General features: G+C 66.2%; 20 protein-coding genes and 1 pseudogene. 13 read left to right on the forward strand and 8 right to left on the reverse strand.

Going from position 1 to position 25965, the window contains the following annotated elements:
• The first annotated feature begins 22 nt into the window (after positions 1–22).
• The 5 genes from G3N98_RS07350 to G3N98_RS07370 all read left to right on the forward strand — a co-directional run bounded on the left by G3N98_RS07350 (position 23) and on the right by G3N98_RS07370 (position 6644).
• Positions 23–1576: an AMP-binding protein gene (locus G3N98_RS07350; RefSeq protein ID WP_206147772.1), complete on the forward strand. Its 1554-nt coding sequence runs from the start codon at positions 23–25 to the stop codon at positions 1574–1576.
• Between the two features lie 25 nt (positions 1577–1601).
• Entirely contained in the window at positions 1602–2843 is a 1242-nt protein-coding gene (locus G3N98_RS07355) for a thiolase family protein (protein ID WP_206147773.1), read from the forward strand.
• An 11-nt stretch (positions 2844–2854) separates the two neighbouring features.
• The gene (locus tag G3N98_RS07360; protein WP_206147774.1) at positions 2855–4339 is read left to right on the forward strand and encodes an FAD-dependent oxidoreductase; all 1485 of its coding nucleotides are present in this window, start codon (positions 2855–2857) and stop codon (positions 4337–4339) included.
• A 68-nt stretch (positions 4340–4407) separates the two neighbouring features.
• Positions 4408–5181: a TetR/AcrR family transcriptional regulator gene (locus G3N98_RS07365; RefSeq protein WP_206147802.1), complete on the forward strand. Its 774-nt coding sequence runs from the start codon at positions 4408–4410 to the stop codon at positions 5179–5181.
• A 173-nt stretch (positions 5182–5354) separates the two neighbouring features.
• Positions 5355–6644, forward strand: a complete 1290-nt coding sequence (locus G3N98_RS07370; RefSeq protein ID WP_206147775.1) for an acyl-CoA dehydrogenase family protein — start codon at positions 5355–5357, stop codon at positions 6642–6644.
• Between the two features lie 458 nt (positions 6645–7102).
• Here the strand turns inward: G3N98_RS07370 and G3N98_RS07375 are convergent, their stop codons facing one another.
• On the reverse strand, positions 7103–7507 hold the full coding sequence (locus G3N98_RS07375; RefSeq protein ID WP_206147776.1) for a DUF2384 domain-containing protein: 405 nt from the start codon (positions 7505–7507) through the stop codon (positions 7103–7105).
• 97 nt (positions 7508–7604) lie between these two features.
• Between G3N98_RS07375 and G3N98_RS07380 the strand changes: the two genes are divergently transcribed.
• The 5 genes and pseudogenes from G3N98_RS07380 to G3N98_RS07400 all read left to right on the forward strand — a co-directional run bounded on the left by G3N98_RS07380 (position 7605) and on the right by G3N98_RS07400 (position 15429).
• A complete protein-coding gene (locus tag G3N98_RS07380) occupies positions 7605–7892 on the forward strand; it encodes a hypothetical protein (RefSeq protein WP_206147777.1) in 288 nt (95 codons plus the stop codon).
• Between the two features lie 400 nt (positions 7893–8292).
• Positions 8293–9294, forward strand: a complete 1002-nt coding sequence (locus G3N98_RS07385) for an FHA domain-containing protein (RefSeq protein ID WP_206147778.1) — start codon at positions 8293–8295, stop codon at positions 9292–9294.
• 20 nt (positions 9295–9314) lie between these two features.
• A pseudogene (locus G3N98_RS07390) lies at positions 9315–12134 on the forward strand (TOMM system kinase/cyclase fusion protein); the annotation flags it as partial.
• 149 nt (positions 12135–12283) lie between these two features.
• Positions 12284–13738 (forward strand): aldehyde dehydrogenase family protein, encoded by a 1455-nt coding sequence (locus G3N98_RS07395; RefSeq protein WP_206147779.1) that lies wholly within the window; start codon positions 12284–12286, stop codon positions 13736–13738.
• Between the two features lie 77 nt (positions 13739–13815).
• Positions 13816–15429 (forward strand): GMC family oxidoreductase N-terminal domain-containing protein, encoded by a 1614-nt coding sequence (locus G3N98_RS07400; protein WP_206147780.1) that lies wholly within the window; start codon positions 13816–13818, stop codon positions 15427–15429.
• A gap of 67 nt (positions 15430–15496) precedes the next feature.
• Here the strand turns inward: G3N98_RS07400 and G3N98_RS07405 are convergent, their stop codons facing one another.
• On the reverse strand, positions 15497–16384 hold the full coding sequence (locus G3N98_RS07405; protein ID WP_206147781.1) for a transporter: 888 nt from the start codon (positions 16382–16384) through the stop codon (positions 15497–15499).
• Between the two features lie 421 nt (positions 16385–16805).
• On the opposite strand from G3N98_RS07405, the gene G3N98_RS07410 reads away from it, so the two are divergent.
• Entirely contained in the window at positions 16806–17780 is a 975-nt protein-coding gene (locus tag G3N98_RS07410) for a helix-turn-helix domain-containing protein (RefSeq protein WP_241025795.1), read from the forward strand.
• Positions 17781–17965: 185 nt separating this feature from the next.
• Here G3N98_RS07410 and G3N98_RS07415 read toward each other — a convergent pair whose 3' ends face one another.
• Together G3N98_RS07415 and G3N98_RS07420 are read right to left on the reverse strand one after the other, a co-directional pair.
• Complete coding sequence (locus tag G3N98_RS07415) at positions 17966–18343, reverse strand: RidA family protein (RefSeq protein WP_011356743.1); 378 nt, start codon at positions 18341–18343, stop codon at positions 17966–17968.
• Positions 18340–19176 carry an alpha/beta fold hydrolase gene (locus tag G3N98_RS07420; RefSeq protein ID WP_206147783.1) on the reverse strand — a complete coding sequence of 279 codons (837 nt, stop codon included), beginning with the start codon at positions 19174–19176 and terminating at the stop codon, positions 18340–18342. Before G3N98_RS07420 ends, G3N98_RS07415 begins: the two co-directional genes overlap by 4 nt.
• Positions 19177–19450: 274 nt before the next feature.
• Here G3N98_RS07420 and G3N98_RS07425 point away from each other — a divergent pair, with 274 nt between their 5' ends.
• Positions 19451–20761 (forward strand): MFS transporter, encoded by a 1311-nt coding sequence (locus G3N98_RS07425; RefSeq protein ID WP_206147784.1) that lies wholly within the window; start codon positions 19451–19453, stop codon positions 20759–20761.
• 44 nt (positions 20762–20805) lie between these two features.
• On the opposite strand, the gene G3N98_RS07430 is transcribed toward G3N98_RS07425, so the two are convergent.
• Positions 20806–21576, reverse strand: a complete 771-nt coding sequence (locus tag G3N98_RS07430) for an FCD domain-containing protein (protein WP_241025796.1) — start codon at positions 21574–21576, stop codon at positions 20806–20808.
• Positions 21577–21709: 133 nt separating this feature from the next.
• On the opposite strand from G3N98_RS07430, the gene G3N98_RS07435 reads away from it, so the two are divergent.
• Positions 21710–22816, forward strand: coding sequence for a porin (locus tag G3N98_RS07435; RefSeq protein WP_346779077.1), 1107 nt, complete (start codon positions 21710–21712; stop codon positions 22814–22816).
• A gap of 60 nt (positions 22817–22876) precedes the next feature.
• Here the strand turns inward: G3N98_RS07435 and G3N98_RS07440 are convergent, their stop codons facing one another.
• The 3 genes from G3N98_RS07440 to G3N98_RS07450 all read right to left on the reverse strand — a co-directional run bounded on the left by G3N98_RS07440 (position 22877) and on the right by G3N98_RS07450 (position 25964).
• On the reverse strand, positions 22877–23968 hold the full coding sequence (locus tag G3N98_RS07440) for a porin (RefSeq protein WP_206147786.1): 1092 nt from the start codon (positions 23966–23968) through the stop codon (positions 22877–22879).
• A gap of 174 nt (positions 23969–24142) precedes the next feature.
• Positions 24143–24865 carry an SDR family oxidoreductase gene (locus G3N98_RS07445; protein ID WP_206147787.1) on the reverse strand — a complete coding sequence of 241 codons (723 nt, stop codon included), beginning with the start codon at positions 24863–24865 and terminating at the stop codon, positions 24143–24145.
• A complete protein-coding gene (locus G3N98_RS07450; RefSeq protein ID WP_206147788.1) occupies positions 24843–25964 on the reverse strand; it encodes a 2,3-butanediol dehydrogenase in 1122 nt (373 codons plus the stop codon). The genes G3N98_RS07445 and G3N98_RS07450 overlap by 23 nt, the downstream gene beginning before the upstream one ends.
• Position 25965 lies beyond the last annotated feature (1 nt).

A 25965-nucleotide genomic window follows, 5' to 3' on the forward strand; every position in this document is an offset into this window, starting at 1 on the left:
CAGACCCAACGGAACTTGTGACATGGCCATTATCGATTTCTACGACCGCGGGTGGCGCCTCAATCCCGACGGCGTCGCCTACATCCAGGACGATCGCAACTACACGTTCCAGGAGATCGGCGAGCTGTCGTGCCGCATCGCCAACGGCTTGCTTGCCGCCGGGTTCGCGAAGGAGGCGAAGGCGGCGGTGTGGGCCGACAACGACGTGATCGGCTGGAGTTGCGCACTCGGGATGTGGCGCGCCGGGCTCGCGTACATCCCGGTGAACGGCCGCAACGCGCCGGCCGAGAACCAGTACGTGCTCGATGCGTTCGACTGCGAAGTGCTGTTTTTCCATCAGGCGTTCGCGGCCGCGATCGATGCGCTGCGGCCGAGCCTGCCGAAGGTCCGGCTGTGGGTGTGCCTCGACGCCGACCTGCCGTGGGCGCCGTCGCTGGCCTCGTGGAGCGAGCGCCAGCCGGCGACGCCGCCGGTCGTCGATTACGCGATGGACGACGTCGTCGCGCTGTCGGCCACGGGCGGCACGACGGGCGCGCCGAAGGGCGTGATGAACACGCACCGTTCGCTGCAGACGTACTTCGCGCAATTCATGATCGCCATGACGTACGGCGATGCGCGTCCGGTGAATCTTGCTGCGGCGCCGATGACGCACACGGCCGGCATGATGTCGCTGCCGTGCACCGCGCGCGGCGGCACGGTGGTCGTGCTGCCGAAACCCGATCCCGCGCTGTTGCTCGGCGCGATCGTCAAGCATCGCGTGACCGAGTTCTTCCTGCCGCCGACCGTGATCTACCGGCTGCTCGACATCCCCGGCATCGAGCAGGTCGATTTTTCGTCGCTGCGCTACTTCCTGTACGGTGCCGCGCCGATGTCGGTCGAGAAGCTCAAGCGCGCGATCGACGTGTTCGGCCCGGTGATGACGGGCGGCTACGGGCAGACCGAGGCGCCCGCGTCGATCTCGTACTTGACGCCCGCCGAGCATTTCGTCGACGGCAAGCTGGCATCCGACACGCGGCTCGCGTCGGTCGGCCGCCCGAATCCGCTGGTGCGCGTCGAGATCGTCGGCGAGTGCGGCGAACTGCTGGAACAGGGTGAAACCGGCGAGATCTGCGTGCGCGGCGATCTCGTGATGAAGGGCTACTACCGCGCGCCGGACAAGACGGCCGAGATGATCGTCGACGGCTGGCTGCACACCGGCGACATCGGTCATCTCGATCGCGACGGCTATCTGCACATCACCGACCGCAAGAAGGACATGATCATCAGCGGCGGCTTCAACGTCTATCCGAGCGAGGTCGAGCAGGTGATCTGGGCGCACCCTGCCGTGCAGGACTGCGCGGTGATCGGCGTGCCCGACGACAAATGGGGCGAAGCCGTGAAGGCTGTCGTCGAGCTCAATGCCGGCCAGCAGGTGAGCGCGGAAGAACTCGTCGCGCTGTGCAAGGAGAAGCTCGGCTCGGTGAAGGCGCCCAAGAGCGTGGATTTCGTCGCCGCGCTGCCGCGCAGCACGGCGGGCAAGGTGCTGAAGAAGGACCTGCGCGAACAGTACTGGCAAGGTCAGCAACGCAGGATATGAGCCTGCTTCATACGGATTCCATACGATGAGCAACATCTACATCGCCGGCATCGCGATGACCGTGTTCGGCCGGCATCTCGACCGCAGCCTCGACGATCTGGCGAGAGAGGCGCTGCAGCGTGCATTGCGGGACGCCGGCTGCCACGCGGATGCGATCCGCGCCGCGTTCTACGCGGGCATCACCAACGGCCCGCTGCAGGGGCAGTTGTCGATTCCCGGCCAGGTCGTGTTCAGCAAGATCGGCCTCGAAGGCATTCCGGTGTTCAACGTCGAGAATGCGTGCGCGTCCGGCAGTACGGCCGTGCACCTCGCTGTGCGGCAGTTGCAGTCGGGCGCGTGCGACGTCGCGCTCGCGCTCGGCGCGGAAAAGATGAACGTCGCGGACAAGGCGAAATCGTTCGCACTGTTCGAGGCCGGCTGGGACGTGTCGCGCGTCGACGAGAATTTCGCGACGCTCGCGCGGCTCGGCGAAGGGATCGAGCCGCCGCCCGGCTCGGAGTCCGAGCGCCCGTACAGCCGCTTCATGAAGATCTACGCGGCGATGTGCCGGCACCACATGCATACGTACGGCACGACGCAGCGGCAGATTGCCGCCGTGTCGGCGAAGAACCACGGGCATTCGGTGCACAACCCGTATTCGCAATTCCGCCAGCCGTTCACGATCGACGAAGTGCTGGCGGCCGCACCGATCACGTACCCGATCACGCTGCCGATGTGCGCGCCGCTGTCGGACGGTGCGGCGGCCGCGATCCTCTGCACGGACGAAGGGCTGGACCGCATCGGTGCCGACCGCAGCCGCTGCGTCCGGATCGCCGCGAGCGTGATCCGCAGCTTCACGCGGCGGCGCATCGATGAGCCGCACAAGCACATCGGCCGGCTCGCCGCATTACAGGCATACGAGCAGGCCGGCGTGGGGCCGGAGGATATGGACGTGGCCGAAGTGCACGACGCGTCGGCGATGGGCGAAATCATCCAGGCCGAGAACCTGGGCTTCGTGCCGCTCGGCGAAGGCGGTCCGGCCGCCGAGCGCGGCGAATTCACGCTCGGCGGGCGCATCCCGATCAACACGTCGGGCGGTCTGGAATCGAAGGGCCATCCGCTCGGCGCGACCGGCATCGGGCAACTGTACGAGTTGGTCACGCAATTGCGCGGCGAAGCGGGCGCGCGGCAGGTGGTCGGCGCGCGTCATGCGATCCAGGAGAACGGCGGCGGCTTGCAGGGCGTCGAAGAGGCCGCGCTGGCGATTCACATTCTCAGCAGGGACTGACGGAGGCGGACATGGGCGACGCACACGGCGCAATCGCGCACGGGCAAGTAGCGCAGGCAGGGCAGACGACGCGACAGGCGTCGGGCGGAGTCGGCGCGGCAGCGGCGATGCAGGCGGCGGGCGCCGAGGCGGCCGGGCCGCTGGCGCGCTGGGGCGACGAAATTCGCGCCGACGCCGCGTTGCAGAAGTATCGTCCTGTCGGTGGATGGATCGAAGCGCCAGAGCATGCACAGCCGCCGCTCGAAGGTGATGTCCGCGCGGACGTGATCATCGTCGGAGCGGGCTTTGCCGGCCTCTCCACCGCGCTGGAACTGGCCGCGCGCGGCGCGAGCGTCGTCGTGCTCGAACGCGAGTTCGCGGGCTTCGGCGCGAGCGGGCGCAATGCCGGTTATCTCGCCGGCGGCCAGGGGCTGGAATACGAGCTGTTTCTCAAGCGGGTCGGCCACGAACAGGCGAAGCGGATCGTCGGTTTCTACGACGAAGGCGTCGCGTACGTCGAACGCAAGCTTACCGAATACGCGATCGACTGCGACTACCGCGCGTCGGGCATCATTCGCGCGGGCGTGCATCCGTCGCAGGAGAAGCGCCTGCGCGAGAGCATGGCTACCGGCATCGAGCTCGGCTCGCCCGCGCAGTTTCTCGATGGCGCGGCGATGCGCGAACGCGGGATTCCGCCGGCGTTTCTGTTCGGCGCTTACGTGCCGGGCGGCGGCACGCTCGATCCGGGCAAGTACGTAACGGGCCTGCGGCGCGCGGCGCTCGCGGCCGGCGTGAAACTTTACGAGAGCACCGCGCTACTCGACTTCGACGCGGGCGAGACAGTACGCGTGCGCACGGCACGCGGCAGTGCGAGTGCGCCGGTGCTGGTGCTCGCGACCAATGCGTACACGCCGCAACTCGGCTTGCTCGGCGACAAGGTGATGCCGCTGCGCGTGTCGGCGCTCGAAACCGAGCCGTTGTCCGATGCGCAGCTCGCGGCGCTCGGCTGGCCGAACCGCGAGGGCATCGTCACGTCGCACCTGACGATGGAGAGCCATCGCCTGACCGCGCGCAACACGCTGCTGCTGACGACCAAGCGGCTGCACTACGTGTACGGCTCGCAGACACCGAACGTACCGGATGACGACGCGTATCGCGCGCTGCTGAAGACACTGCACGCGCGTTTTCCACAACTCGGTAACGTGCCGGCGCGCGCATGCTGGAGCGGCTACATCTCGTTCGCGGGCGACGCATTGCCGGTGGTCGGCGCGGCCGGTGCGCACGGCAACGTTTTCTACACGGCAGGGTGTTCGGGGCATGGTGTCGGCACGCAATCGCTGATCGGGCATGTGCTGGCCGAGCGCATTCACGATGGACGATCGCCGTTGCTCGACACGTTGACGCACAAGACGCCGTCGGTGCCGCCCGAGCCGCTGCGATGGTGTGCGATGACCGCGATGCTCGGCGTTGCGAACCTGCTCGACGAACGCGTGAACCGCAAGGTGCGGCCGATGTAGCGGTCCCCGCGATCGTCGCGACGCGCGAACGTGCCTCCGGCTGGCCCGCCCGACGGAAGGGCGGCTCGATGGAAAATGAAGCGCGCATCGGGTATAGTCGTTGGCGCTCCGTAAGGCAAGGAGCGTCCATTCGACGAAGCCGAAACGCCATTTTCACGACGAACACGATGACAGTGTCCAACGAGCAGCGCAGCACCCGAAAGCGGCGCATTTCGACTGCCACCGCCGCAGCGAGCAATACCGATGGCTTGCGGGCGCAAGGCCTGCGCACGCGCAATACGATCATTCGCGTTGCACGCAAGCTGCTGCTGGAAGGTGGTCCGCTCGAATTCTCGCAGCGCGCGGTTGCCGCGGCTGCGGGCATTAGCGTCAGCAATCTGCAGTACTACTTCCCGACCCGGATCGCCGTGTTGCGAGCCGTCATCGAGCCGGTCATCCAAGCGTATATCGACGACATGAAGCGCGCGATCAGCAGCGATGCGTCGCCGCGCGACGTGTTCGAAGAGATCATGCAGCGCTCGGTCTCCGATGCGAAGGATGCCAAGTACAACGCACTGTTCCGGCATTTGCTGTCGTTTGCGGCCACGGATGCCGAGTGTTTCAAACTCTACGACGAGTGGTACGCGACGCTGACGCGCGATCTCGCGCAACTGCTGCGCGCCGTCAATCCAGCGTTCAGCGCGGCCGACAGCCGGCATGCGGCGACGATGCTGATCGCGCTGGCCGACGGGCTCGCGATGCAGTACGGCACCGGGCGGCAGACGCAAGCGCTCGACGCGTATTTCGTCGCGACATCGCGCGCGATCGCCTACGGCACGCTGACAGTGCCCGCGGGTAAATAGCGGCGCGATCCACTGCAGCGGCCACACGAACACAGACAGGGGAATACCCTGTCTTTTTTTTGCTTCCAATGTTTGTCACTATGACCTATGTTTGGTATGTATTACTAGATATGGGGTGGCCGGGCACGACCGCTGCCGGGCCGACATGATTCGAGTCCAGGAGGAGAACGGAGATGATTCGTCTGAACAAGTCCGCGGCGCTGCCCGTGGTCGGCTTGACCGGCTTCGAGACGCCGCTGAGCGAAGAGGAAAGCGCTATCCAGCACACGGTTCATCGTTTTGCGCGCGACGTGCTGCGGCCGATCGGCCGCGAGCTCGACCGGATGACGGCGGAGGACGTGATCGCGCCGGGCTCGCCGTACTGGGCCGCGATCGTCGAGAGCGCGAAGCTCGGGCTCGATCCTCAACTGATCGCGCAGTTTCCGCCGGAGACGGCCGTGCGCATCGAGTCGCTGATCGGCGAGGAGCTCGGCTGGGGCGATTCGGGGCTCGCCGTATCCATCGGCGCGGCAACGATGCCGCTCATGATGGCGCATACGGTCGGCAACGCCGAACTGATCGAGATGTGCGCGGGCAAGGTCGGCTGCTGGATGAACACGCAGCCCGATCGCGGCTCGGACGCGGCGATCCTGTATCGGCAGGAACTCGCCGGGAGCGGCCGACAGCCGGTCGGCAACGTGACCGCGAAGGTCGGTACGGACGAGATCGTGATCAACGGGCAAAGCTCGGCATGGATCTCGAACGGCTCGGTCGCGCAGGTCGCGCTCGCGTACATGGCGGCCGATTACGGCGACGGCTTCTACGGCGAAGGCGAGCGTAGCGCGTTCACGAACGGCATCGCGATGATCCTGCCGCTCGATCTGCCCGGCGTGTCGCGCGGCAAGCCGCTCGACAAGATCGGCCAGCGCTCGCTGCCGCAGGGCGAGATCTATTTCGACAACGTGAAGGTGCCGAAGCGCTTCGCGGTCGCGCTGAAGGACGACTATCTCGGCAACCTCGCGTCGACGTGGTCGTATGCGGGCACGCACATGTGCCAGGTGTTCGTCGGCGCGGCGCGGGCCGCGTTCGAACTGGCCCTCGCGTATTGCCACGAGCGCAAGCAGGGCGGCGCGCTGCTGATGGATCACCAGATGACGCACCTGCGCATCGGTGAGATGCTGCGCCGCCTCGAGATGGCGCGCGCGATCGCGCGCCGCAGCCTCGCGTTCTCGCGGATGTCGCCGCAGAGTCATCCCTATGCGACCGCGCAGGCGAAGGTGAGCGTGACTGAGGAAGCGATGAAGATCACGCACGAGGCGTTCCAACTGTTCGGCGGGAACGGCACCACGCGCGAATTCCCGATCGAAAAGCTGTTCCGCGACGTGCGTTCGGCGCTGATCGAGGACGGCGAGAACTACGTTCTCGCGTCGCGCCTCGGCGTGCTGGCCGGACAGCTTTATCAGAATGGATGGACGCGTGAGTAAGGCCGTCCGATAGGTCAGGGCGTGCGTCGGATCGGCGGGGGCACGCGTCGCCCATTGCGGGCATGCGCCACATGCAGCGTCATCGTCTACGATCTTCGATTCAAACCGCCAGGATATATATGAACGAAACAGCTCTCGGCGATGCGGCGTCGTCAATCATCGCTGGGAGTTGCGCAATTCAGGCGCCGACTAATCGACCTAGGAGTGCGTGACTACTCTGTTCATGATGTTCAAGTGTGTCCGAAGCGCACAGTCTCGAGCGGCTCTAATGTCAACGAGAACGAAAAGGAAAACGCCCGCTCTGCGCGCGGGCGTTTGAAGAGTTGGGGCAGGAAACTTACTGCGGAACAACGTCCAAGCCAGTAAGCCCCGCCCCCTGTTTCTTGTCGCCTGCCCTAGACCGGCTGAAGCATAAGGGCAGCCGCGATTTTGCAGACTCACAACAGGCGCCCACTGCCTTATCCGGCGGCGCCTGCCTCAAGCGATGTGATATAGCGGAGCAAGTCGTCTGTACGTCCCTCCGAAATAAGCTGTTCGGCAGTCTTGTAGTCAAAGGTTGGCAACGGCTCATTGCGATACCAGAAGAGAGAGCTCGGCACGTCACCGGAGACGTCGGTTGCGGCACGGATGATCCGAAGTGCGTCCCGAAGGAACTTCTGCACACTCTCAGATCCTGACAGGCGACCTATCGTGCTGCGATGTACATGGGCGAGCCGCGCGAGCGTCTGCATATCGATATGCAGTGCGGCCGCGAAACGTCTGGCCGAGATGATCGGATCGGGGCTGTCTGGTTCACGCAAAGACGCCATGAATTGCGCGAAATTGCTGGGCGCTGCCGCATTGCCGGTGATGTCAGATCCCATAGCTGCTCACTATTTGCACACTATGAGCACATTTATGGCAGACGCCGGCCAGCCATTGGACCGTGAACCTCAAGCCAGCACACGGAGACTGCCGTCGATGCGTTCCATCGAGCTCGTCGACAAGCCGGTCACGACGATCGATCGGTCGGTGGCTTGCCGGATTCCCTGGACGTTGCAAGGAATGGATCGTGACGCAGCGGCGCGCCGGCACGTGTCCGCTTGCCGACGACACCGCGAGACATTGGCCGTGACGCACCGGAACTTCCAAAGCAAATCATGTAATTCGATCCGCCAAAATGCCGGGTTAAATTATTCAAATCGTCGAAATTTTTTAATTAATTTTCTTTTAATCAAACAAAATTTCCGCGCTGGCAAAGGTATTTAAAACAGCCCCGTAATTCAATGTGGTGTGCCTTGTTGAGGCCGATCTGTATTGGCTTGCGAGGTTATGAAGAATTTCGACCCTTTATATTTGAGTCGAATCTTCGTCGAGAATGTAAAGCATTGCAATATCAAGGCAGGAGTTGAGCATTTCGATTGCGACCAATGATTTTATTTGGCAGGATTTTCATCAAGTTGCTCGATTTTAAAACAACAAAAAAGCCGATAATTCAATCAGTCGAAATAACACACGCCGGATGAGCAACGATTCGGAAGGAAGCTGACGAAGAAACTGGTAACGAGGCGGCGAACGGTCGACACCGTTCGCGATCACTGAATCAATCGCTATCCCGGGCGTCGACGCGTCACTCGAGCGATCCGGGCGAATCCGATACGGGGCAGCCATGGCGATACTCAAGAACGATTCTTCCGGGCAAGCGTGCCTGCTCCGCGCGTATCACGTGTTCGGCCGCGACGCCGCGCGCTGCGATACGGTCATCCGCGACGCGTCGGTGTCCCGGGTCCACGCCCATATCCGCTGGGTCGGCGGGCGATGGGAGCTCCACGATCACAGCAGCAACGGCACGTCGGTATCGGGCGTGCCGTTGCGCGACGGCGAGCACGCGGTGCTGCAGCGCGGCGACGTGATCCGGTTCGGCAGGGCGGGTGTCGCGCCCTGGCGCGTCGCGTCGCTCGACGATCCGGCCGATACGCTATGGCCGGTACGGGGCGCCGTGCACCCGATCGTGCTCACGCCGCGCCAGATCCTGGTTGCCCACGCCGCGCAGCCGGTCACGATCGTCCGGTCGCCGGCCGGCGATTGGCTGTGCGACGACACGTTGCCGCCACGCGCGCTCCATGACGGCGATGAAGTGTCGACGGGCGACGTCACGTGGCGCGTGGCGCTCGTGCGCCATGGCTCGACGATGACGCTGCGCGCGCCGGCCGATCCGGCCGTGCCGGCCCGATTGCTCGAATTCTTCGTCAGCCGGGACGAAGAGCATGCGCGTGCGCTGCTGCATGTTCGCGGCGGCGTGGTCGACCTCGGCGAGCGCGCGCATCACTACAGCCTCGTCACGCTCGCCCGCGCACGTTCGGCCGACATGCAGGCCGGCTACGACGCCGCCACGCAAGGCTGGATCGAACTCGACCGGCTGGCGCGCATGCTCGGTATCGATACGTCCCATCTCAACGTGCAGATTCATCGCGCCCGGAGCCAGTTCGCGGCGCTGCCGGGGCTGGACGCGAGTCAGCTGGTCGAGCGGCGGCGCGGCAGCGTCCGCTTCGGCGATTTCCCGTTCCGCGTCATGCGCGGCGAGCGCCTCGATTGCCAGTCGGTGCCGGGCGGCGAGCCGCGCATCGGCATGCATCGTCCGGCGCCGGACCCGGTCGTCCATTGCTCGTGAACGCGGAACGACCATCCGGGTTGCCGACCGCGACACGCGCACGTGTCGTGCCTCACGCGCGAGAATCGCAGCGGCCCGCCGCGCCTTTCGCGACGTTGGCAGGCAAGCGGCATTACCGGCTCGGTGCGTTGCTCGGCGAAGGCGGCAGTGGCGTGGTGTTTCATGCGACCTGCGGCGAGACGGGGCAAGACGTCGCGATCAAGCTGATGCGGGACGATGTCGCGCGGACCGAAGCCGAGCGCGCCCGCCAGCGCATGCGCTTCCGGCGCGAGACGAGCCTGTGCGAGACGCTGCGGCACCCGAACATCGTGGCGCTGCTGGACAAGGGGGATGCACCCGACGGGCGGCTGTTCGCCGTATTCGAACGCGTGCAGGGCCAGACCCTGCACGACTGGCTTGCAATGCGGGGGCCGCTGTCGGCCGTCGACACCGGCCGGCTGATGACGGAGGTGCTCGATGCGCTCGCGGCTGCACATCGCCGCGGCATCGTGCACCGGGATCTGACGCCGCAAAACATCGCGCTCGCGATGGCCGAAGACGGGCCGCACGCGAAGCTCCTCGATTTCGGGATCGGCGCGCTGTTGCCCGGCGCGACCGATATCGCGCCCCAGGCGGCGACGCTCGCGGCCGAGGTGATCGGCTCGCCGTCATATTGCGCGCCCGAGCAATTGCGCAACGAACCGCCGACGCCCGGAAGCGACCTGTATGCGTGGGGTCTGATCGTGATCGAATGCCTGACGGGCGAAGTCGTGATGCAGGGCGCAAGCGTGGCCGACATTCTTTATCAGCAACTCAGCCCGGTGGATGTCGCGCTTCCCCCGTCGATCGCGTCGCATCCGCTCGGCTCGGTGCTGCGGCACGCGTTGGGCAAGCATCCGGCGCAGCGTGCCGCCTCGGCCGACGAACTCGTGGCGCAGTTTCGCACGCTCAATTTCGCCGCGCTCGTCGGCCCGTTCGATGCCGGCCGCGCAAGCCGCCGCACACGGCCGCATCCGTTCGCGCCGCGCAGCGACGCGGTCGCACCGGCGGGCGAATACCGGCAGGTCACCACGCTGTGCTGTTGCGTGACGATCGCCGGAGACGGCCGGCAACGCCATGCGGGAACCGATCACGGCGCCCTGCTCGACCGCTACGAGGCGCAGTGGCTGACGAAGTGCGCGGATATCGCCGTCGGCTATGGCGCGCAGGTCGACGAGCGGCTCGGCGACACGCTGCTGTTCCATTTCGGCCTGCAAGGCGATATCGATCGGCCCGCGCGCCGCGCGGCACGTGCGGCACTCGACATGGTGCGGGTGGCCGGGCGCGCGCGGTTGCCGGTGCCGGCCGACTCCCGCGATGCCGCCGGCGGCGAAGGCTGGCATGTCGAAGTGGCCGCTGCGATTCACGTCGGGCAGGTTCTCGCGCATGCGGCGCAGTGGGCGGGCGGGTCGACGCCGGCCGCCGCGTCGCGGTTGTTGAGGCTGGCTGGGCCCGGGCAGATCCTGATCAGCGACGATGCGCGGCTCGCGCTCGAACGGCATGCCGACTTCCGGCCGACCGGGTTGCGGCTGGCGCGGGCGGGCCTCGCGCCGCAGCCGGTGCACGAACTGCTCGGCGAGCGTCGGGCCGATACACCGTTCGATTCGCTCGACGGCGGCATGCGGGCACCGATGATCGGCCGTACGCGCGAACTCGATGCACTGCTGCGTGCGTGGCAGGAGACGCTTGCACGTCATCATCGCGCAATGCACGGTGTGCCGCCGCGGCTCGTCGTCGGCGATGCAGGAATCGGCAAGTCGCGCCTCGTACACGGGCTGTGCGAGACCGTGCGGGCACAGGGCCACGCGTTCGCGCATTGCGGATGCCAGCCGGAGCGGGAGAATCATGCGCTGTTTCCGATCCTGCGGTTCATCGGCGCGCATTGGCAACTCGACGCCGACAGTCCGGCCGACATCACGCACGCGGCGATCGACGCGATGCTCGCGGCGCTCGAATGCGATCGTGCGGCGGCCCGTGTCGCGCTTGCGACCTGGCTGGGGCTGCCCTGCGATGCGAAGGCGGCGAGGTGGCCGGGCGCGCGCGAACAGGACGCGCTGTTCGATGTGCTCGAGCAATTGATCGTGTCGCTCGGCAATGGCGCGCCGGTGTTGCTCGTCGTCGAGGATGTCCAGTGGATCGACCGCTCGACCGAGGATTTTCTGGCGTACCTGCAGCGCTCGCCGCGCGCGGCGGCGCTTTGCATCGTGCTCACGTCGCGACCCGTCAGGCTCGCGCGCTGGCGCGGCGTGACCGAGCGCCTGGTGCTGCGCCGCCTGCCGCGCGACGACGCGCGGCGCCTGATGTCGGCGCACCTGGGCCAGGGCGCGCTCGATCCGGCCTGGCTCGACCCGCTCATCCATCGTACGGCGGGCATTCCGTTGTTCATCGAGGCCGTTGCGCGCGAGCTGACGATGTGCGGCGCGGACGGCTCGCTCACGGCGCTGCGGACGATGGACCCGTGCCCGCTTCCGCTCAGTCTCGGCGGAATGCTCGGTCGCGCGTTCGACCGGATCGACGATGCGCGCGGCACCGCGCAGCTCGCCGCGACGATCGGGCTCGAGGTGGATGCGCAACTGCTGGCCGCGGCATCGCCGCATGATCGCGTCACGCTCGACGCGCACCTGCAGCTGCTGCTCGAAGAGCGGATCATGTATGCGCAACATCGGCGCGATCGCGTGTTCTATTCGTTCCGCCATGCGTTGATTCGCGACGCGGCGTACGCGTCGATGCCGCCGGCTGTGCGGTGCGCCAACCATGCGCGAGTCGGCGAGGCGCTGGCCGCGCAAGCCGATCACGGAGCCGGCGCGCATGCGAACGGCGTCGACGAACACGCCACGCGCTTGTGCATCTGAATCCTGCACTCGATGCACGGATGTCCCAGCGGTGCTGCCACCCGCGTCCTACAGTGGGCCAGATAGGCCGATACGGCTTTCAGCGCCGGATCGGCTTTCGACAATCTGGAGACAACCCCATGACAGCCGAGTACACCCTTCAACACCGGATCGCGGGCGACGCGTGTGACGCCGCGCAGGGCCAGTGGTTCGAGAAATTCGAACCGTGCACCGGGCACCTGCTTGCGCGCGTGGCGGCCGGCACCGGCGCCGACGTCGACCGGGCCGTGCGCGCGGCCCGCGCGGAATTCGACGGCGGATCCTGGCGCCGCTTGCCCGGCGCGGCGCGGGCGAAGCTGCTGAACCGGCTGGCCGACCTGCTCGAGCATGACGCGGAACGCTTCGTCGAGTTGCTGGCGCGTGAACAGGGGCGCCCCGCGATGGAAGTGCGCATGATGGACCTGCCGATGTCGATCGACACACTGCGCTACTTCGCCGGATGGGCGGACAAGCTCGAAGGCCGCCAGATTCCGACCGGCGGCTTCATGGGGCGCCCGACCGTCAACTACACGGTGCGCGAAGCAGTCGGCGTCGCCGGCCTGATCGTGCCGTGGAATGCGCCGCTGATGATCGCGTGCTGGAAGCTGGCGCCCGCGCTCGCGGCCGGCTGCACGGTCGTGATCAAGCCGTCGGAGGACGCGCCGCTCGCGGTCGGGGTGCTGGTGGACCTGGCGGCGCAGGCTGGTTTTCCGCCAGGTGTCGTGAATCTCGTGCACGGCATCGGTGCGTCGGTCGGGGCCGCGCTGGTCAATCACCCGGGCGTCGACAAGATCAGCTTCACCGGCAGCACCGAGGTCGGCCGCACGATCGCGCGCGAAGCCGGCGCACAGTTCAAGCGGCTGACGCTGGAACTCGGCGGCAAGGCGCCGCAGATCATCTTCGACGACGCGAAGCTCGAGCAGGCGATCGCCGGCGTCGCGATGGGGCTGTTCGTCAACCAGGGGCAGACGTGCGCGGCCGGCACGCGCGTGCTGGTGCAGCGCCGTCACTACGACGACGTCGTCGGCGCGCTAGCGCATGCGGCGCGGTCGGTCAGGGTCGGCACGCCGTTCGACCCGGCGACGCAGATGGGCGCGCTGATCAGCGCCCGCCATGCCGACCGCGTGAAGACGCATATCGCAGCGGCGCTGCGCGACGGCGCGACAATGGTCGCGGGCGACGAGCCGGTGCCGTCGCAAGGCTTCTTCGTGCGGCCGACGGTGTTCGCGAATGTCGATCCGGCGATGCGCATCGCGCGCGACGAAGTGTTCGGGCCGGTCGGCACGATCATGCCGTTCGATACGGAAGACGAGGCCGTCGCGCTGGCGAACGACACCGTCTACGCGTTGTCCGCCACGCTGTGGACCCGCGATCTCGCGACCGCGCACCGTACTGCCGCCCGTCTGCGGGTCGGCGCGGTCGCGGTGAACGCGTGGAGCCCGCTCGACGCACGGCTGCCGTGGGGCGGCTTCAAGGAGAGCGGCGTCGGGCGCGACCTGTCGCAGAGCGGGCTCGATGCGTACCTGGAGGAGAAGGTCGTCACGATCGCGATGTAGCCGCGCACGTGCCGGCTCGGAGACACAACAACAAGATCGCGAGCATTGCTCGCCCGCCTATCCCATTCGACAGACACATGACTACTCAAGACCTGACCTTCGATTACGTCGTCATCGGCGCGGGTTCCGCCGGTTGCGTCGTGGCCGCGCGGCTGATCCAGCAGAACGCCGGTTCGGTGCTGCTGCTGGAAGCCGGCACGCGCGACGACAATCCGTTTCACCGGATTCCGGGCGGCGTGATGCAGGTGTTCCAGAAGAAATCGTGGCCGTACATGACCGAACCGCAGCCGAACGCGAACGGTCGCAGCATGATCATCGCGCAGGGCAAGGTGCTGGGCGGCGGCAGTTCGGTCAACGGGATGATCTACATCCGCGGGCAGCGCGACGACTACGACGACTGGGCGACGCAGTGGGGATGCACGGACTGGCGCTACGACGACGTGCTGCCGTATTTCATGAAGGCGGAAGCGAACGAAAGCCTGGGGCCTGCGTATCACGGCCAGACGGGTCCGCTGCCCGTCAGCGAGAACCGTTATCGCCATCCGTTGACGGCTGCGTTCATCCGGGCCGGGCAGGAGATGGGGCTGCGCTACGTCAACGATTTCAACGGCGAAGTGCAGCAGGGCATCGGCTATTACCAGACGACGACGCGCAACGGCGAACGCGCAAGCACGGCACAGACCTATCTGGCGTCGGTGCGCGACGACGCGAAGCTGAAGGTGGTGACCGGCGCGCTCGTGCACCGGATCCGGACCGATGCGGGGCGTGCGGTCGCGGTCGAATTCAGCGAAGGCGGCCATGCGCCCGTGTCAGTACGCGTGCGCAACGAGGTCGTCGTGAGCGCGGGGGCGATCGGGAGTCCGAAGGTGCTGATGCTGTCCGGCATCGGGCCGGCGGAGCATCTTGCCGCGCTCGGGATCGATACGGTTGCCGCATTGCCGGTCGGCCGGAATTTCCACGATCATCTGCACATGTCGGTGCAGGCGTCGATTCGCACACCGGCGAGCCTCTACGGCGAGAACACCGGGCTCCGGGCGATGCGCCATTTCCTGCAATGGAAGTGCTTCAGGAGCGGGCTGCTGACCAGTAACATCCTCGAAGGCGGCGCATTCATCGACACGCTGGGCACCGGGCGGCCGGACGTACAGTTCCATTTCCTGCCGCTGCTCGACAACTTCGACAATACGCCGGGAGAGAAGCCGCCCGCGAGCGAGCACGGCATGTCGGTCAAGGTCGGCCATCTGCAACCGAAATCGCGCGGGCAGGTGGCGTTGCGCAGCAAGGATCCGTCGGATCTTCCGAGGATCGATGCGAACTTCCTCAGCGACCCGGCCGACCTCGACGGCCAGATCCGGGCCGTTCAGGCCGGGCTCAGGATCCTGTCGGCGAAGGCGCTGCAGGCGCACGTGAAGGAAATCGTCGCGCCTGCCCGGATCGATCCGGACGATCTGCCGGCGATCGAGCGATTCGTGCGGCAGGACGTCAAGACCGTCTATCACCCGGCCGGCACCTGCAGGATGGGTACGGACCCGCGGACGTCGGTGGTCGACCAGAAGACGCTGCGCGTGCACGGCTTCGCCAATCTGCGCGTGATCGATTGCTCGATCTGCCCGCAGGTGCCGAGCGGCAACACCAACGCGCCGGCAATCATGATCGGCGAACGCGGCGCTGATCTGCTGCTCGGTCGGTGAAAGAGGCGGCGCAGGGCTGACCTGCGCTGACTTCGCGTCGGGCAACGCCGACGCGGATCCGTTCGCATCAGAGCGGAAACACGGCCTTGAGCCAGAACGCCGCGCCTTCCGGGCGGTTTCGCACATCGCTTTCCATCTGGTATTTGGCGTTCACGAACCAGCCTTTCCCGCTGTCGTACTTGATCGACGGGCCGATCGCGAACGAACGGCCGCGACGGCCGGCGAGGGTTTGCCCGGCCTGGGAATCGTCCGTCATCTGCCGGTAGACATAGCCGCCCGCGCCGATCGTCAGGCCGTTGCCGAAACCCCAGCCCGCTGAATAGTCGACGATGAATTCCTGGCCGGACCGGTAGTCCGTCGCGCGGTTGCGCTGGTTGAAGGTCCACATGAGCTTGGCATCGAACACCGGCCCGGTGCGGCCGCCGTACGACACGCCGGCGATCGGCTGGATCGCCCAGTAATTCCGGCTGACGTTGGCCAGGTCGCTTTTGTCGTACCCGCCCGTCGGCGCGAAGACATCGACGGCGAGCAGCGTGTGGAGCGTCGGCGTGACGTGCCAGCCGAGCGCCGGCCCGAACGTCATGTCGCCGACGCCGGTGCGCCGTTGCGATTGCCCGCCCGCGTGTACGTCGAGCGTGACGAGCGGAAGCAGCGCATGCATGGCCAGTGACGCGCCGGCAAACGTATAGGGCGTCACCCACACGATCCGCGGCGTCACCGCGTAGGCGGTGAGGCTGAAGTCCGGCGGCGCGACGTTGCGGCCGTCGTTGTCGCGCAGTTCACCGGCGTGGTAGCGCTCCGCGTAGATCAGTGCATAGAGTCCCGGCGGCGGCAGTGCGCAGCACAGGTAGCCTTCCGCCCCGGTCGGGTAGACGGAGCCGCCGCCTTCGGTTGCGTGAGCGCCGTGCGCGACCATGAGCGTGGACAGCGTCACGGAAATGGAAAGTCGTTTCATCGTTTGTCTCCTCCTGCGGCGTGCGAGCGGCCGCCGTTTGTCTTCGGGCGGCGTGCGGGACGGCATCGGCCACGTACGTGAAGCCCGGCCGGAGGCCGGTTTCCGCCCGTCAGCAGGGTGCCGCGCCAGATTCTCGATCGCATGTGTTTGCGTGCAGAGCCATCAGGAGTGCGGTGCATCTAGGTGAAATCTTTACTGCGTCAGGTAGCGTTCCGGCCGCGCATGGGAGTTGTGCGAATGTTCTTTTGCATCGACGCGCCGTACGCTACGAGCCGATCCCCTCTCATCGATGCTGGCCGGGCGCGTGTCGCCGCGCATGGCCGGAAGCCGGGCGAGTCGATCGTCGCGCCCGCTGCATGCGCACGCAGGCGGCGAGGCAATGGACGTACTTGAAACCCGGATATTTCTGGAGGTGAACGTCATGATCGATTCGGACGCGCATCCGCCGCCGCGGGAGGGCGGCGTGTCGTGCTGGTCGGAGCAGATCCGGCATCGGTTCTTTCCGCTGGAGCTCAACGCCGGTTCGTCCGGCGAATTCGACGCAAGCGTCGACGTGTTCGACCATGCGCGCTGCCGCGTGGCGCGCATTGCGGCCAGCGCGCATAGCGCCTCCATCGGGCGCGACGCCTGCAAGACGCTGAAGCACCGCTACGTCAAGGTGATCTGGCAACTGAGCGGCGTGGCGAGACTCGAGCAGGGTGCCAGCGAAGTGATCGTGCCGCCCGGGCATTTCACGCTGTACGAGGCGAGCAGCCCGTACTGGATTCAAAGCGACACACACGGCGAATTCGTCACGATGCTGTGCGAAGTGGCCGATCATGACGCGCTGCCGGCGTTGGCCCGGCACGCGATCGGCCGTGCGATGCCGACGACGGGCGGCGCGGCCGTGGCGCTCGCCAGCCTGCAGGCGATGATCGCCGAGGGGCGGCGCATGAATCCGCGCAGCCGCTTCGGCGTGCTGGAACTGGTGGCGACGTTGCTCGCCGAGACCATCGATTTTACGGACGGCACGGCGCCCGCTTCACGGCGCAAGATCCGCGAGACGTTGCTGCGCGATGCGCAGCAATACATCCATCGGCATCTGGACGACGGCGAACTGTCGCCTGATCGTATCGCGGAGGCATTGAAGGTGTGCCGTCGCACGCTCTACCAGGCGTTCGAATCAATCGGCGAGCGGCCGCAGGCGATGATCCAGCGCCTGCGGCTCGAGAAGTGCCACGAAGTGCTGTCGCAGACCGGCGCCGACGGGGCGAGCATTACGCGCCTCGCGCTGCAGTCGGGGTTTTCCGATCCGGCGTATTTCGCGCGCCTGTTTCGCCGGCGCTTCGGTGTCACGCCGTCGCAGTGTCGGGATGCGGCGATGCAGGATGGGGGTGGTTTGGATTCGTCGGGTTAGTCGTCTGCGCACCGGCAGGATGCGTGACTTGCTGGCGCTGCGCCCGGGTCGTCGGGCGATCCGGTTGCAGCGGCAGCTACAGGATCGCCGACTGGATTGGCCGTGGGCCGGAATCGCGTGGCGAACCGATTCGCACGATCGGCCGCTTCATACCGTGACGACGCGCACATCGTGCCCGGATCGCTTCAACCCGGCAGCACGGCATTGACCACGATCTCGATGCCCATGCCCGGCACGACGAGCGCCTTGACGACCACGCTCGATCGGTTGGGATAGGGGGCGCGGAAATATTCCCGGTAGACGTTGTCGATGATCGGCATGCTGTCGACATCGGTCATCTGGATCTGCACCTGTGTGACGTCGTCGAGCGAGCCGCCAGCGGCGGCCATCGTTTGCGCCAGATTGGAAAAGGTCAGTCGTGCCTGATCCTCGATCGGTCCCGTGTCGACGCTGCCGTCGGACCGGACGGGGCCATGCGCAGTGAACACCAGATTGCCCGCGCGTACCGCCCATGAGAACGGCTGGCCGAGCGATGGCAGGCCGGTATCGATGACTTCCTTCATTGCACGTTCCCCCGCATCAGGCCGTCGAGCATCGCGTACCAGTCGCAATCCGGATCTCGCAGCGCGAGATGTGTTTCAAAGTGGTTCAAGTCGCGCGCTTCGCGGCACACGACCGGGGCCGACTGGCAGGCCAGCAGGCTCGCCAGCCGACGATTCGACCGGATCACGCGTTCCGAATCGTGCTCCCCGTAGCTCAGTGCGAACGGCACCGTATTACCGGCGGTCCAGCAGACGGGGCTGAAGAGGCCATCGTCGTCCGCATCGCCGAGCACCATGTCGTACACCCGTGCTTCCAGGCTGCCTGCCGGCGGGGACGGATGTGCCAGATCCATGATTCCGCTGATCGGTGCGCATCCTCGTATCGTCACGCCGCCATCGATCGCGTCGTCGCGCCCGCCCAGGCGCAACGCCGTCAACGCGGCCAGATGACCGCCGGCCGAATGCCCCGCGACGTAGACCTGCTTCAGGTTGCCCGCGAAGCCCGGCGATGCGGCCAGCGCGCGCAGGAGCAGTGCGCAGTCGTCGAACGCGGCGGGCATCCGGCTTTCGGGCGCGAGGCGGTAGTCGGGCAGGACGAGCGTTGCGCCGAGGCGAACGACATGCTCCGCCATGAAGTGCCCCCACTCCTTGTAGCCGTTCGTCCAGCCGCCGCCGTGCCAGAAGATGACGACCGGCGGTTTGTCGGCGTGACTCGCGTGGAAAACGTCGTAGCGGTGGAGGCGGCTCGGTCCGTAGCTGACATTCCGTTCGCAAGCGATGCCGGCGGGGACGTCCTGCGCCCAGGACAGTGCGGTACGGGCATAGTTTTCCGCTTCGGCCGTTGGCAGCGGCATCTGCGCATCCAGTTGAAAAGGCGACGGGATCAATGGGTCTCCTCATGGTTATCGTGCCGGTGACGGCGGGCCGCCGCGCACCGGTTGGTTAGCATGCCGGACATCATAGAACAGCCAATAATTTATAAAAAGACCAAAATTTATGTTGACGGTGGTTATTGGCCGACCAACAATGCGCCACATCGGATGACCGCCGTCGCGGAACGCGGCAGCAGAGCATCCGCCTTCGCGGGCAGGCGATCCGCGGGGATGACAAACAAGTCAGGAGACGACGATGGTTCAGGCGGTTGCCGTAGGCACCATGCGCAAGGTGACACTCAAGATCGTGCCGTTGCTGTTCGTGCTGTGGCTCGTGAATTTCCTCGATCGGGTCAACGTGAGCTTCGCGGCGCTCGACATGACGAAGACGTTTCATTTCACGCCTGAGCTCTACGGCTTTGGCGCGGGCATCTTCTTCATCGGCTACATCCTGTTCGAGATTCCGAGCAATCTGGCGCTGCAGCGCTTCGGCGCCCGCCTGTGGCTGGCACGCATCATCGTGACCTGGGGCATCGTTTCCGCGTTGCAGGCGTTCGTCTTCAACGCGACGAGCTTCGTGGCGATCCGCTTCCTGCTCGGCGTGGCGGAGGCCGGCTTCCTGCCGGGCGTGCTCTATTACCTGACCCGCTGGTTTCCGGCGGAGCAGCGGGCCCGCGCGATCGGGCAGGTGATGTCGGCCAACATGATCGCTGTCGTGGTTGGCGCGCCGCTATCGGCCGCGATCCTGTCGATGGGCGACGTCGCCGGCCTGGCCGGGTGGCAGTGGATCTTCATCCTCGAGGCGGTGCCGGCCGTTGTGCTCGGCGTGTGCGCGTACTTTTTCCTGTCGGACGAACCGGAGCATGCCAAGTGGCTGTCGGCGCCGGAGCGCGCATGGCTCGTCGACACGATGCAGCGCGATCGTGACGCCGCGGCATCGCTGGGAACCGAGAAGCTGGGCGTGGCGATGCGGGAACCGATCGTCTGGCTGCTGGGGATGCTTTATCTGCTGGTCGGAACGGGCTTCTTCGGCATCACGCTGTGGTTGCCCCAGATCGTCAAGCAGATGGCGGCGATGTCGACGATCCAGGTTGGCATGCTGAGCGCGTTGCCGTTCCTGCTCGGCGCGATTGCGATGGTGCTCAATGGCCGGCATTCGGACAGGACTCGTGAGCGCCGCTGGCATCTGGCGATTCCGCTGGCGGTCGGCAGCCTCGGCTTGCTGGCAAGCGCACTCGTTCACTCGGCTGCACTGGAACTGGCGTTCGTCTGCGTTGCGATGGTCGGAATCGGCGCTTCGCTAAGCGTCTTCTGGTCGATCCCGTCGTCGTTCCTGACCGGTCGGGCCGCAGCCGGCGGGCTGGCGCTGGTCAACACCATCAGCGGCCTGTCGGGCTTCATCGGGCCTTATGCGATCGGCTGGATTCGTGGGCACTCGCCCGACTTCTCCAATGCGCTGTTCTTCATGGCCGGCAGCATCGCGGCAGCGGCCGTGCTTGCCGCGATCCTGCCGTTTCCCGGTGTGCCGGGCCGCAAGCTCGACCCGACGCCCCACTCGGCAGCCTGACAGGCGCTCGAGACGAGCGCTCGTCGCGATCGCGCTATGCCGGATCAGGGCAGCAGTTGCGCGACAACCTGTGCGGTTTCGTCGATGTGCGCGAGCAGGAGCTTGCGCGCGCGCGGTGCGTCGCGATCCAGTACGGCCTCCATCAACTCCTGGTGTTCCCTGACGATGTCGCGAGCGAGCGCTTCCTTTGGAAGCGGTGCGGTGAAGCGCATGCGGCGGTAGCGCTCGGAATGCCGCACGAGTTGTTCGTCGATGCGACGCAGCCACGCTGAGCGGGCGGCGCTGATCAGGGATGCGTGGAAGCGTCGATGGGCGAGTTCCCAGCGATTTGCCGCCTGGATGTCGTCGGGTGCGGGCAGCGGCGTATGGACCAGCTTGTAGAAGGCTGCGGTGATCTGCGCACCCCATTCCTCGTCGCCATGCTTGATCGCGTCGACAAGCAGTTCGCCTTCGATTTTCTTGCGCGCCTCGAGGATGTCGAGCAGATCGTCCCGTGAGGCTTCGGCAACCCTGAAGCCGCGCTGGCCCTCGTTCGTCACGAGCCCGTCGCAACTGAGCAGCATCAGCGCTTCGCGAATGGGGCTGATGCCGACGCCATAGCGTTCCTGAAGCGTCTGCGGCTTGAGCTTTTCTCCCGGCGGAAAGGCACCGGACAGCAGGTCGTTCTGCAGGTATTCGTAGGCCTGTTCCGAAAGCGTCGCCTTCGGGGCGTCGGCCCCCGCGCGTTGCAGTGTTTGCGGTCTTTGCACCATGTCCTGTCCCTGACGTCGCCGGGTGCGCCCGGACGCGTCCCAAAAGTATATGCAGACGCCCAATTTATAGGGAAAACCACGGGTTTTGCAAGAATTCCATATTTTATATGGACATGAAAATTTATAAATTATAAGGTTTCGACGGAATCCTAACGATGTGCGACGTCAACCTTCTTGCGCGGGGAATCGAATGAAAATGCGTCTGGCATGGCCTTGCCTGTTTCTGGTGCTCGCTGGAGCGGTGCATTCTCAAAGCAGCGTAACGATGTACGGACTGCTGTCGGAAGGCGTCATGTACACGAGCAATGCCGGCGGGCACCGGCAGTGGCAACTGGCCAGCGGGGTCCAGCAGGCGCCGCGATGGGGGATCACGGGCAAGGAGGATCTGGGGGGCGGCAACCGGGCGATCTTCACGCTGGAGAACGGCTTCAACCTGTCGACCGGCACGCTGGGCCAGGGCGGGCGCCTCTTCGGGCGGCAAGCATTCGTTGGCCTTGCCAACGAGCGGCTCGGCCAGCTCACGTTCGGCCGCCAGATCGACACCATGGCGCAGACGCTCGCCCCTTACGAGGCGGCCGTGCAGTTTGCGACCTATGGGCCGCCGATCGGCGACAACGACAACATTTTCCCGACGTTCCGCGTGAACAATACGGTCCAGTACAAGAGCCCCGAGGTGGCGGGTTTCCGGTTGCTGTCGGCGTATGCGCTGTCGAACATGGCGGGCGGCTTTTCCGTCAACCGTGACTTCAATGCCGGATTGACCTATGCGAACGGGCCGTTGAGTGCCGGCATCGCCTATCACGCGGTCAACCGGCCGAACGACGCGGCGAACCCGTCAGGGGCCGTGTCGGGCGACTACGGATTCACGTCGCCGTTCGCGACGAGTGCGACGGGCGCGGGCGTCGACAAGCAGCAGATGGCCGGTATCGGCGGATCCTATGCGGTCGGCCCCGCGAAGGTCTCGCTGATGCTTACTCACGTGCTGTTCGACTATGTCGACCAGTCGCGGCTCAGGCTCACCAACTACGAATTGACGGTGACCGACTTCCTGTCGCCGACCGTCCTGATCGGCATGGGCTACATCTACACGACCGGTCGCTATCAACCGACCGGCAAGTCGCCGAAATGGCACCAGGTGGATGCCGGCATCGACTGGTTCCTGTCGAAGCGCACCGATCTCTTTCTGGTCGGCATCTTCCAGAAGGCCGCAGGGGACGCGCAGTACGCGCAGATCTATTACAACTCGCCATCGAGTTCGCGCCAGCAGATTTCCGCGTCGATCGGCATACGGCACAAGTTTTGAGCCGATGGTTCCGGTCGATGCACGCTCGACCGGAACCATGGGGAGCCGCTCCCCCTTCCGTCAGAACCGCGTGCTGAACCCGACCCGCGCGATCGACTGCAGCGCGCCGCTCGACGCGCCGTTCGCATCCATCACGCCATTGATCTGCGCGTTGCTGCCGTGGTTCGCGCGCTGATGCACGCCCGCCACGTACACCATCGTGCGTTTCGACAGCCAGTACTGGACGGCAGCCAGGAACTGGTGCGCATGCGCGTTGTCGAGCGTGTCGTTGCCCTTCATGTACGTATAGCTCGCGCCGATCACCCATGCCGGCGACGGCCGCCATGCGGCACCGGCTTCCGCCGACCATGCGCCCGCGCCGTTCTGCGCGTTGCGTACCGTCGTGAAGAGCGCTTTCCCGGTGACCGTGCCGAGCGTGTAGTGCACGCCCGCGCCCCAGTTGCGCACGCTGGTCGGCGGCAGCCCGTTCGTCGCGCCGTACTTCTGGTTCGTATAGGCGGCGCCCGCGCCGAACGGGCCGTTGTCGTAGCTCGCCCCGACGCTGACCGTGTTGTTCGCGCCGACCGACCCCGCGACGTTCCCGAAGCCGTACAGCGCGCCGAAGGTCAGTCCCGACAGCGACGGGCTCGTGTACTTGACCGAATTCGCGACGCGATTGCTGCCCGCGACGCGATCCCAGTCGAAGGCGCCGGTCGGGTTGTTCGGCAACGCGAGCTTGTCGAACGGCCCGTTGCGAAAGCCGTACAGGCCGACGAGATCCTGCGCGATCTCGTTGCCGCTCGCGGCCAGCGAATCGACCATGAACTCGTACTGGTTGCCGAGCGTCAGCGTGCCGTACCGGTCGTTCTGCAGCCCGACATAGGCGGTGCGCGCGAACAGCCCGCCGCCGATGATCGAGCCGTTGCCGAGCGAATACTGGTTGACGAGCCGGAAGATCGCGCGCGTGCCCGCGCCGAGATCCTCCTTGCCTTCGAAACCGAGCAGGTTCGGGAAGAAGATGTTGTCGTCGAACTTCGCGGCGCCGTGGCCGCCTTGATTGCTGACGTAGCTGATGCCGGCATCCATCAGCCCGAACATCGTCACGCTGCTCTGCGCGAACGACACGGCGGGAATGGTGCATGCCGCGAGCGCCAGAAGGGTCTTTTTCGTCATCTCCAATGTGCTCCTCACATGTTTCCGATCGAGTCGGATATTTTTGATTGGACTACTGATTGATGTGAACAAAGCTGAACCGGATGATCCCGGCTCAGTGACAACCGAAGGAAATCGATGTGTGACGGGCATCGGCAGCAATCGCGGGCGTGCCGATGCCCGCTCAGCCGCGTGCTAGACCGTCGAATACCCGCCATCGACCGGCACGACAGCGCCGGTCACGAACGACGCGCTGGGCGAGCACAGGAACAGGATCACGTCCGCGACTTCGTCGGCCGTGCCCCAGCGCCCGAGCGGCGTGCGTTCGAGGATGCGCCGCGACGCCTGCATGTCGGCCATCAGGCCGCTGCTGAGCGGCGTATCGATCCAGCCGGGCGCGACCGCATTCACGCGAATGCCGCGATCGGCCCACGCCTGCGCGAGCGAGCGCGTGAGCTGCGCGATGCCGCCCTTGCTTGCGCTGTACGCGGGCCGGTCCTTGCTGCCGAAGTACGTGTACATCGACGCGACGTTGACGATGCTGCCACCGTGTGCCGACAGCGCCGGCCGCGCGGCGTCGGAGGCACGCATCACCGACGTCAGGTTCACGTTCAGCACGAGCTCGAACTGGTCCATCCGGTATTCGTCCGCGTGCCGGCTGATGCCGACGCCGTTGACGAGCACGTCGAGCCGCGGCAGCGCCGCGATCGTGCGCGTCAGCGCATCGCTGTCGGTCACGTCGAGTTCCACGCAGCGAACGCCCGCATGCACGGGCGCATGCGGGCCAGCCGCATTGAGCCCGAGCGCGACAACCGACGCGCCGGCTTCCGCGAACCGCATCGCCGTGCGCGCACCGATGCCCGACGTGCCGCCCGTCACGACGACGGACTGCCCCTCAAACGACCACTGACGACTCATGCTCGACGCTCCCGATGGTGTGCGCGCGACGGTCGGGCCGTTGCGCGGGTGAAACGAGGATCTTGATTTGCGCGCGGTCGGCGAGCAGCGCGTCGAAGCCGTCGGCGACGGCGTCTTCGAGCGACACGGTGCGCGTGACGATCGACGTGAGATCGAGCGCGCCCGACGCGACGATGCGCAGCAGGTCTTCGTACGCATGCCGGTAGCCGACGCTCGCCGTGAAGGTCAGCTCGTCGTTGACCGCGCGGAACGCGTCGAAGCCGGCATGCGGCATCAGGCCGACCATCACGACACGGCCACCCTTGCGCAGTGCCTGCATCGCCGATTCGAACGCGGCCGGCAGCCCGGCCGCTTCGAAACTCGCATCGACGCCGAGCCCGCCCGTGGCCGCGTGGATCGCGTCCTGCAGCGCGGATGCATCGAGTGCGCGTGCGTCGAACGTATGCGTCGCGCCGAAGCGCGCGGCCGCCGCGAGCCGTTCGGGCGAGACGTCGACGGCGACGATCGTGGTCGCCCCCTGCAGTTTCGCGAGCATGATCAGCAGCAGGCCGATCGGGCCGAGGCCGAACACCGCACAGGTTTCGCCGAGCCGCAGTTCGCCACGCCGCAACGCGTGCAGCGCGACGGCCGCCGGCTCCATCACCGCGGCCTGCTCGAGACTCACGCCGTCAGGCAGGCGATGCAGCATGTACGCCGGCACGACCGCGAAGTCGGCCATGCCGCCGTCGCCCATCAACCCGGCGAAGCCCATCGACACGCACAGGTTGTACGACCCCGCGCGGCAATACGCGCACTGGCTGCAGCGATACTCGGGCTCGACCGCGACGCGATCGCCCGCGCGCAGCGCCGTCACGCCGTCGCCGACTTCGACGACGGTGCCGCAGAACTCGTGGCCGAGCGTCAGCGGCGCGGTGCGGCGCGACAGCGGATGCGGCGTGTCGACCGGAATCGCGTGCGGGCCGTCCGCATATTCGTGCAGGTCGCTGCCGCAGATCCCGCAGTACGCGACCGCGATGCGCACGTCACCGGGGCCGACGCGCGGCGTGTCGATTTCCACGAGACGGACGTCGCGCGGGCCATGCCATTGAAGTGCCCGCATG

Source organism: Burkholderia sp. Tr-20390 (assembly GCF_017104595.1).
GTDB lineage: Bacteria > Pseudomonadota > Gammaproteobacteria > Burkholderiales > Burkholderiaceae > Burkholderia.

What these genes read in the sequence shown, in the direction of transcription:
- G3N98_RS07350 (WP_206147772.1), top strand. Translation starts at nt 23, where the DNA reads ATGGCCATTATCGATTTCTACGACCGCGGGTGGCGCCTCAATCCCGAC.
- G3N98_RS07355 (WP_206147773.1), top strand. Translation starts at nt 1,602, where the DNA reads ATGAGCAACATCTACATCGCCGGCATCGCGATGACCGTGTTCGGCCGG.
- G3N98_RS07360 (WP_206147774.1), top strand. Translation starts at nt 2,855, where the DNA reads ATGGGCGACGCACACGGCGCAATCGCGCACGGGCAAGTAGCGCAGGCA.
- G3N98_RS07365 (WP_206147802.1), top strand. Translation starts at nt 4,408, where the DNA reads ATGGAAAATGAAGCGCGCATCGGGTATAGTCGTTGGCGCTCCGTAAGG.
- G3N98_RS07370 (WP_206147775.1), top strand. Translation starts at nt 5,355, where the DNA reads ATGATTCGTCTGAACAAGTCCGCGGCGCTGCCCGTGGTCGGCTTGACC.
- G3N98_RS07375 (WP_206147776.1), bottom strand. Translation starts at nt 7,507, where the DNA reads ATGGGATCTGACATCACCGGCAATGCGGCAGCGCCCAGCAATTTCGCG.
- G3N98_RS07380 (WP_206147777.1), top strand. Translation starts at nt 7,605, where the DNA reads ATGCGTTCCATCGAGCTCGTCGACAAGCCGGTCACGACGATCGATCGG.
- G3N98_RS07385 (WP_206147778.1), top strand. Translation starts at nt 8,293, where the DNA reads ATGGCGATACTCAAGAACGATTCTTCCGGGCAAGCGTGCCTGCTCCGC.
- G3N98_RS07395 (WP_206147779.1), top strand. Translation starts at nt 12,284, where the DNA reads ATGACAGCCGAGTACACCCTTCAACACCGGATCGCGGGCGACGCGTGT.
- G3N98_RS07400 (WP_206147780.1), top strand. Translation starts at nt 13,816, where the DNA reads ATGACTACTCAAGACCTGACCTTCGATTACGTCGTCATCGGCGCGGGT.
- G3N98_RS07405 (WP_206147781.1), bottom strand. Translation starts at nt 16,384, where the DNA reads ATGAAACGACTTTCCATTTCCGTGACGCTGTCCACGCTCATGGTCGCG.
- G3N98_RS07410 (WP_241025795.1), top strand. Translation starts at nt 16,806, where the DNA reads ATGATCGATTCGGACGCGCATCCGCCGCCGCGGGAGGGCGGCGTGTCG.
- G3N98_RS07415 (WP_011356743.1), bottom strand. Translation starts at nt 18,343, where the DNA reads ATGAAGGAAGTCATCGATACCGGCCTGCCATCGCTCGGCCAGCCGTTC.
- G3N98_RS07420 (WP_206147783.1), bottom strand. Translation starts at nt 19,176, where the DNA reads ATGCCGCTGCCAACGGCCGAAGCGGAAAACTATGCCCGTACCGCACTG.
- G3N98_RS07425 (WP_206147784.1), top strand. Translation starts at nt 19,451, where the DNA reads ATGGTTCAGGCGGTTGCCGTAGGCACCATGCGCAAGGTGACACTCAAG.
- G3N98_RS07435 (WP_346779077.1), top strand. Translation starts at nt 21,710, where the DNA reads ATGCGTCTGGCATGGCCTTGCCTGTTTCTGGTGCTCGCTGGAGCGGTG.
- G3N98_RS07440 (WP_206147786.1), bottom strand. Translation starts at nt 23,968, where the DNA reads ATGACGAAAAAGACCCTTCTGGCGCTCGCGGCATGCACCATTCCCGCC.
- G3N98_RS07445 (WP_206147787.1), bottom strand. Translation starts at nt 24,865, where the DNA reads ATGAGTCGTCAGTGGTCGTTTGAGGGGCAGTCCGTCGTCGTGACGGGC.
- G3N98_RS07450 (WP_206147788.1), bottom strand. Translation starts at nt 25,964, where the DNA reads ATGCGGGCACTTCAATGGCATGGCCCGCGCGACGTCCGTCTCGTGGAA.